The organism is Accumulibacter sp., from assembly GCF_023806635.1.
Taxonomy (GTDB): Bacteria; Pseudomonadota; Gammaproteobacteria; order Burkholderiales; family Rhodocyclaceae; genus Accumulibacter.
This window is the reverse complement of the sequence record NZ_JAMTDQ010000031.1, coordinates 23,213-29,658: the sequence shown is the minus strand read 5'-3', so window position 1 is coordinate 29,658 and position 6,446 is coordinate 23,213. Positions and strand designations below refer to the sequence as shown.

Annotated in this window: 9 protein-coding genes; all 9 read left to right on the top strand. The window is 64.6% G+C overall.

Annotation, left to right across the window (positions count from 1 at the left end; all coding sequences use genetic code 11):
- The first annotated feature begins 205 nt into the window (after positions 1-205).
- The 9 genes from NFW30_RS05760 (at position 206) to NFW30_RS05725 (ending at position 6,399) form a co-directional block, all read left to right on the top strand.
- Positions 206-790, top strand: a complete 585-nt coding sequence (locus tag NFW30_RS05760) for a UPF0149 family protein (RefSeq protein ID WP_295352284.1) — start codon at positions 206-208, stop codon at positions 788-790.
- A complete protein-coding gene (locus tag NFW30_RS05755) occupies positions 735-1,301 on the top strand; it encodes a UPF0149 family protein (protein WP_363322072.1) in 567 nt (188 codons plus the stop codon). The genes NFW30_RS05760 and NFW30_RS05755 overlap by 56 nt, the downstream gene beginning before the upstream one ends.
- A gap of 52 nt (positions 1,302-1,353) precedes the next feature.
- Positions 1,354-1,662: an NAD(P)H-dependent oxidoreductase subunit E gene (locus NFW30_RS05750; protein WP_295352277.1), complete on the top strand. Its 309-nt coding sequence runs from the start codon at positions 1,354-1,356 to the stop codon at positions 1,660-1,662.
- 266 nt (positions 1,663-1,928) lie between these two features.
- Positions 1,929-2,996 carry a dienelactone hydrolase gene (locus NFW30_RS05745; protein WP_295352275.1) on the top strand — a complete coding sequence of 356 codons (1,068 nt, stop codon included), beginning with the start codon at positions 1,929-1,931 and terminating at the stop codon, positions 2,994-2,996.
- A gap of 104 nt (positions 2,997-3,100) precedes the next feature.
- A complete protein-coding gene (locus NFW30_RS05740) occupies positions 3,101-3,739 on the top strand; it encodes an alpha/beta hydrolase (RefSeq protein ID WP_295352273.1) in 639 nt (212 codons plus the stop codon).
- 486 nt (positions 3,740-4,225) lie between these two features.
- On the top strand, positions 4,226-4,537 hold the full coding sequence (locus NFW30_RS05735) for a hypothetical protein (protein WP_295352271.1): 312 nt from the start codon (positions 4,226-4,228) through the stop codon (positions 4,535-4,537).
- Positions 4,538-4,706: 169 nt separating this feature from the next.
- Positions 4,707-5,165, top strand: coding sequence for an ATP-binding protein (locus NFW30_RS20040; RefSeq protein WP_363322073.1), 459 nt, complete (start codon positions 4,707-4,709; stop codon positions 5,163-5,165).
- Positions 5,105-6,151 (top strand): tRNA dihydrouridine synthase DusB, encoded by a 1,047-nt coding sequence (dusB, locus tag NFW30_RS05730; protein WP_295352290.1) that lies wholly within the window; start codon positions 5,105-5,107, stop codon positions 6,149-6,151. Before NFW30_RS20040 ends, dusB begins: the two co-directional genes overlap by 61 nt.
- A complete protein-coding gene (locus NFW30_RS05725) occupies positions 6,148-6,399 on the top strand; it encodes a helix-turn-helix domain-containing protein (protein WP_295352269.1) in 252 nt (83 codons plus the stop codon). The genes dusB and NFW30_RS05725 overlap by 4 nt, the downstream gene beginning before the upstream one ends.
- Positions 6,400-6,446 lie beyond the last annotated feature (47 nt).

Below are 6,446 nucleotides of genomic sequence, written 5' to 3'. Positions count from 1 at the left end.
CTTCAGGCCGGCCGCCAAGGACTACCGATGCCGCCTTTGCCCGCCGTCTCGGTAGGGGGGTGATTGGTTACCACGGCGCTGCGGCAGACGCCCGATGCGCCTGTGACTTGGTTCGGGGCGACTGGGACCACGCAGCGCCAGTCGCTTGCGGCGCCACGTGCACTGGCCTGATGACGGTCGCGTACAATCCTGCGAGGGAGCCTCCATGCCATACCTGCCCGTCGCTGCCCGTCTTCCTGCGAGACACGCGGCGCCGGGCCGGACGTTCAGCTGGCAGCCGACGAATCTCATTCTTCCAGGGCATTGCACGGCACACGAGAACGAAGCGCCGCGCCTGTCCCCGCTCGCCCAATCGGTGACGCGGGATGGCACGACGTTTCGAATCGATATCTGCAGAAGCGGCGGCGGTGGCTGGATTCTGGAAGTGGTCGATCAACACGGGAACTCGACCGTTTGGGATGAATCGTTTCCAAGCGACCGCGAGGCACTCGACGAAGTGCTGAACACCATCGATGAGAATGGAATCGCTTTGCTGATCGGTCCGCCAGCGGGTGTGCAGACACCGACCCACCTGAATCAACCGCTGTCGCGTCCCGACCCCATCGAACTCGACGAGTTCCTGGCCGACGTGTCCATTGCGGACATGGCTATGGACGTCTCGACACTGGAAGGCTTCATGACCGCGATTGTCAGCGGCCCACGCGCTTTACACCTACCAGAGTGGCTGCCCGGGTGTGGGACATGCAGTAAGGCCAGACCGAAGCCAGGTTCGAGAACAAGGAACAGTTGAACCGGATCATGTCGCTGCTTGCGCGCCACTACAACAAGGTGGTCCATACGTTCCAGGACACTCCGGCACTCCGGCGTCCTTCGAACCTGTGTTCAACCTGCGCAACCAGTGGGGTGCGGCCGAGTGGTGCGAAGGCTTCATTCTTGGTTTCCGGTTCGGCGAGGAGGACTGGAGCCGGCTCGCTGTTGGCAAACCGACCTGGTTCACTCCTTTCCTGCGATTGGGCACCGACGACGGCCTCGATATGACCAGGAAACACGGTGGTGCCGAGAGGTGGATGAACCAAGTCGCACGATCGGTCGCGAAGATTCACACCTATCGGAACGTCAGGCGCGTCAGGCAGACTGGTGGGGTGGAGCGGCACGATTTTCGTCTCGGCGAGCAGCAAGTGGCCGCACCGGTAGTTTGTGGCGGGCCGAGGATCGGCCGCAACGATCCTTGTCCTTGTGGCAGTGAAAAGAAATGCAAGAAGTGCTGCGGAGCGGCTGACGCTTCGGGTGGCCATTGCTGATCTGCGTTAAGATCCGAGCGTCATCAGAAACCCAACCCGAGGGGCCATTTTCATGACCTATTTCAGGCATCACGTGTTTTTCTGCTGCAATCAGCGCGGCGAGGGAGAAACCTGCTGCAATGAATCCGGCGCGACAGCGGCGCAGACCTACGCCAAGGACCGGATCGGCGAACTGCACCTCAAGGGAGCAGGCAAGGTGCGCATCAACAAGGCGGGCTGCCTTGATCGCTGCGACAACGGCCCCGTCGTGGTCGTCTACCCGGAAGGCGTCTGGTACAGCTACGTCGACAACGAGGACATCGAGGAGATCATCCAGGAGCATCTGGTGCACGGACGGGTCGTCGAGCGCCTGCGCATCTGAATGCCCAGGCAGGCCCGCTCAACCCGCCGCGGCACCGGCTGCGACACTCGCCGGCGCGGCCGGCGGGCCGGCCAACGTTCCGAACCGCACTTGCGGGCGATTCCGGTCGCCGCAGTGAACAACTCGGCCCTCTTCCGGGAGAAATGATGCGACGTTGGCTGGTTCAGCTGTTTCTGGCAGCGCTGACGTATGTGTTGAGCATTGCCATGGCGACGGCCGCTGACGGGATGTCGCAGTTGCCTGCGACCCTAAACGAAGAGGTGCGAATGCTGCCCATCGTCACGGGCTCGTCCAGCGTCGAACTCGAGACGACCTTCTTCGTACCGCCGGGTGTCGGTCCGTTCCCTCTGGTCGTCATCAACCACGGCAGAGCGACCGGTGATCCTCGCTTCGACCCGCGCGTCCGCCATCTCGTCGCCAGTCGCGAATTCCTGCAGCGCGGCTATCTGGTGGCAATCCCGATGCGCCCGGGTTTTTCCAAGTCCGGCGGCAGCCATGCCGCTCCCAACTGCAACATCGAAGGCCACGCACGGCTGCAGGCCGAGACGATCATCGCCTTCCTGCGCGAGGTGCGCCTGCGACCGGACGTCGATCCCGACCGGATACTGCTCGTCGGCGAGGCGGAAGGCGGCATCGCGGCAATGGCCGTGGCTGCGACGGGCTTCCCCGGCCTGCGTGGGATCCTGAATCTTGCCGGTGGCCTGCGATCGAGCGCAGCCGGATGCCTCTGGCAAGAGGCGCTGGTCGCGGCTTTTGCTGCCTTCGGCCGGAGCAGTACGGTGCCATCACTGTGGTTCTACGCGAACGACGATGGTACCTCCGACAGTCAGTTGCCCGGCGACATGTGGCGCGCCTTTAGTGACGCCGGTGGGCGCGCCGAACTGATCCGCCATGCGCCTTTCGCCGCTGGCGATACGCGAGCGATGTTCGCCAGCCCGCAAGGGGTAGCGGTCTGGTGGCCGGACAGCGAACGCTTTCTGCATGAGATCGGACTGCCGACCGCAGTTCTCTTCAGCCCGGGATCGACGCCGAAGCCAAAGCGAACGGGCTACGCCGACCTGAGCGACAGCGACGCATTGCCTTATCTGGACGACCGTCGGCGTGAGTTCTACCGAAGATTCCTCGCGCTGCCGTTGCCGCGCGCCTTCGCCATCGCAACCACCGGCAACGTCGGCTGGGCGCAGGGCGGTACCGACCCGCTGGCGGCAGCGCTCGACAACTGCGAGCGCGCTGCTCGCCACTCTTGCTCCCTGTACGCGGTCGATGACGAGGTCGTCTGGCAACTGGCAGACACCTCGCGACCGGTAGCCACCGATCCATTGCGCGAGCCATGAACCCGGTCCGGATGCGACCCGATTCAGGAGGCGGGAATGCGCAGCGGAGGCACCAGCGATGCAGCGACCCGAACGCGACGCGGACAGAGAAAGGAAGTTGAGGAGTGAAACTCCCCACCGAACACCTGCTCGTCGACGGACCCGTCGGCAAGATCGAAGTCACGGTCGAAAACCCTGGTGCACCACGCGGCATTGCGCTCGTTGCCCACCCGCACCCGCTGTTCGGAGGCGGCAACACGAACAAGGTGGTGCAGACACTGGCGCGCACCTTCAATCATCTCGACTACGTCGCCTTGCGGCCGAATTTCCGTGGCGTCGGCCTCAGCGAGGGCAAGCATGACGATGGTCGCGGCGAAGCGGAAGATCTGCTCGCCGTCCTGGCGGAAGCCAAGGTCCGCTTCGGCAACCTGCCGGTGGCTCTGGCGGGATTCTCCTTCGGTGCCTACGTCCAGACACGGGTCGCCGAGGTCTTGCTCGAGTTGGGGCATCCTGCACAACGACTGGTGCTGGTGGGAACCGCCTCCGGTTTCGTCGAGGGGGCTCGTCGCTACCAAACCAGGGCCGTACCGGCAGACACGATCGTCATTCACGGCTCCGAGGACGCCACCGTCCCCCTGGCCAACGTCATCGAATGGGCAAAACCCCTTGACCTGCCGGTGATCGTCATTCCTGGTGCAGACCACTTCTTCCACCGTCGCCTGCACGTCATCCGTGAGATAGTCAGTCGCGCCTGGCGCCACTGAGGGCGCGCAATGCAGTCATCGCGGGCCCGCTGCGGCGGCGCACGGCATCGCGGGAGCCGCGGTGCCGCGACTCGCCACCGCTACCGGTTCCGAGTCGCACGTGGCATCGGCAGGCATTCGGCGCTGCTTTGCGATGGCCGCTACCGCGGAAGTGACGGCCTTGGCGATGCCATGCAACCGGCCACCGTCGCCATGAAACTGCCGCCCTTCCGTGGCCTGTCGCGGCCAACCTGAAAGTGGTCGCCGTCAGCCGGCGTGAAGTTGGATGTTCTTGGGGTGGATGTTCTTCGAGAGACTGATATCGAGCTGGTGTTTCTTCGCTGCTTGGTTCTTCTTTGGTTTTCTTTCCAGATCGTGTAGTAGCCCGTCCTGTGATGAGGCAGGAGGCGACGCGAGATGGGCAGAGAGAAGCAGGATCCCTGCGTGAAATCCCTGGCGGCGTCTGGTAGCGTGGGGGCTCGTCCATGCCGATCCGGAGCCCTGCCGATGCCCTCATCCCTTCCCCTTGCCGACCCGCAACTGGTCGACACCGCGGCCACCCTCGCCGCGTGGCGGAGCATCCGCGCGTCGGGCGGCCGCATTCCGGGCGACCTGTGGTTGCACGCAACCGAGCTTGCCGGGCCGAACGGCGTTGCCCAAGTGGCGGTTGCGCTGAAGCTCGATTACACCAGCCTGAAGCGCCGCCTGGCCGCCACCGCCAGCAGCCGGGCCGAGCGCGCGCGGAGTACGCCGCAGCCCGCGGACTTGGCCAAACTCAACCTCGGCCTGCCGCTCTCGCCCCACCGGCTTGCGTTCTGATCCTCTCGGACCGACATGGGCACACTGCGCATCGAGTTGGCGCAAGCGGCAAGTAGTGACATCGCCGGAATCGCCCGCAGTCTCTGGCAGAAGCGGCAGTGATCGCGCTGAGCGCGGGCCTGCGCGTCTGGGTGGCCAGCGAACCGGCCGACTTTCGCTGCGGCATTGACTGGACGACGGTGCCGGCATTCCAGGCAACACCATCAAGCACATCTTCGAACCGTTCTTCACCACTCGCATGGGCCAGGGAGGCAGCGACCTCGGGCTGTACATCGTCTCCAACCGCGTCAGCAGCCCATCGGCTGTCTCCATCCGGGTCGAAAACTGCCCCGGCGAGGGTACGAGCTTCACCCTCACCCTGCCAATGACCGCGCCCATGCGGCTGGTGTCCATACCTGCAGCAGGGGCGGGTTCGATAGGCTGCCAGGAGACCCTGTCGGAGCCAGCATGCCACGGGCCGGCATGGCCGCCACCGCGGCGGGCGAAGTGCCGACGAACAGCCCGTTCGAGGGGCAGAATCAGGTTAGAATCGCGCTCTCCCGACGCACGCTCCCGACCCCGCTCACCATGCAATTCCTCGGCTTTTCGCTACGCAACCACCTCTTCGTCGCGCCAATGGCTGGGGTGACGGACCGCCCTTTCCGCCAACTGTGCAAGCGCATGGGTGCCGGTCTGGCGGTATCCGAGATGGTGACGTCGAACTCGCTGCTCTATGGCAGTGCGAAGACCCGCCGCCGCGCCGACCACCATGGCGAAGTGGCACCGGTCTCGGTCCAGATCGCCGGTGCCAGTCCGCTGATGATGGCCGATGCGGCGCGCTACAACGTCGACCGCGGAGCGCAGATCATCGACATCAACATGGGCTGCCCGGCGAAGAAGATTTGTAACGTGATGGCAGGGTCCGCGCTGCTGCGGGACGAGCCGCTGGTGGCGCAGATTCTCGAGGCAGTGGTGAGGGCAGTTTCGGGGACACCCGTGACGCTGAAGATCCGTACCGGCTGGGACCGCGAGAACCGGAACGCACTGCGCATCCTGAAGATCGCCGAGGATTCGGGGGTGCGGGCGCTGGCAATGCACGGTCGGACCCGCGCCTGCGGCTACAGCGGCGAGGCGGAGTACGAGACGATCAGGCAGGTCAAGGCGGCGGCACGCATCCCGGTGATCGCCAACGGTGACATCGACTCGCCGGAAAAGGCTCGCTCGGTGCTCACCAGCACCGGCGCCGACGCGGTGATGATCGGTCGTGCAGCGCAGGGGCGACCCTGGCTGTTTCGCGAGATCGAGCACTTCCTGCAGACGGGCAGCCACATGTTGCCCCCGCGGGTCAGCGAGATTCGCGAGGTCCTGCTCGGACATCTGGACGATGTCTACGTGTTCTATGGCCGCTGCGCCAGCGTCGGTATCGCCCGCAAGCACATTTCCTGGTACACCCGCGGGCTGCCCGGATCCGCCTTCTTTCGTCACCACATGAACCAGTTGCCGAGCATCGAGCAACAGCGACAGGCGGTGAACGACTTCTTCCTGGCGCTCGCCGACACCAACGAACGCCTGCCTGCCACTCCGCCGCCGGCGGTGGCAAGCGGCCACACCCCTTGCAAGGAACTTGCCGCATGAAGCACGTACATGACGACGACGACGCCATCGCGACCTGCGTCCGCAAGGCGCTGGAAAACTACTTTCATACGCTCGGAGGCGAGCAATCGGTGCCGGTCTACGAGATGGTGATCCGCAGCGTCGAGCGCCCGATGCTCGAAGTCGTTCTGCTGCAAGCCGGAGGCAACCAGACCCTGGCGGCCGAGATCCTCGGCATCAATCGCAACACCTTGCGCAAGAAACTGCTCCAACATCGGCTGATCACCTGAGTTGCTGCGCAGCGCCAGGCGTCCTCAAGAATCCCTTTCAACCTGCT

Coding starts and splice junctions, on each gene's coding strand:
- NFW30_RS05750 (WP_295352277.1), top strand. CDS start 1,354: ATGACCTATTTCAGGCATCACGTGTTTTTCTGCTGCAATCAGCGCGGC.
- dusB (WP_295352290.1), top strand. CDS start 5,105: ATGCAATTCCTCGGCTTTTCGCTACGCAACCACCTCTTCGTCGCGCCA.
- NFW30_RS05735 (WP_295352271.1), top strand. CDS start 4,226: ATGCCCTCATCCCTTCCCCTTGCCGACCCGCAACTGGTCGACACCGCG.
- NFW30_RS05760 (WP_295352284.1), top strand. CDS start 206: ATGCCATACCTGCCCGTCGCTGCCCGTCTTCCTGCGAGACACGCGGCG.
- NFW30_RS05725 (WP_295352269.1), top strand. CDS start 6,148: ATGAAGCACGTACATGACGACGACGACGCCATCGCGACCTGCGTCCGC.
- NFW30_RS05745 (WP_295352275.1), top strand. CDS start 1,929: ATGCTGCCCATCGTCACGGGCTCGTCCAGCGTCGAACTCGAGACGACC.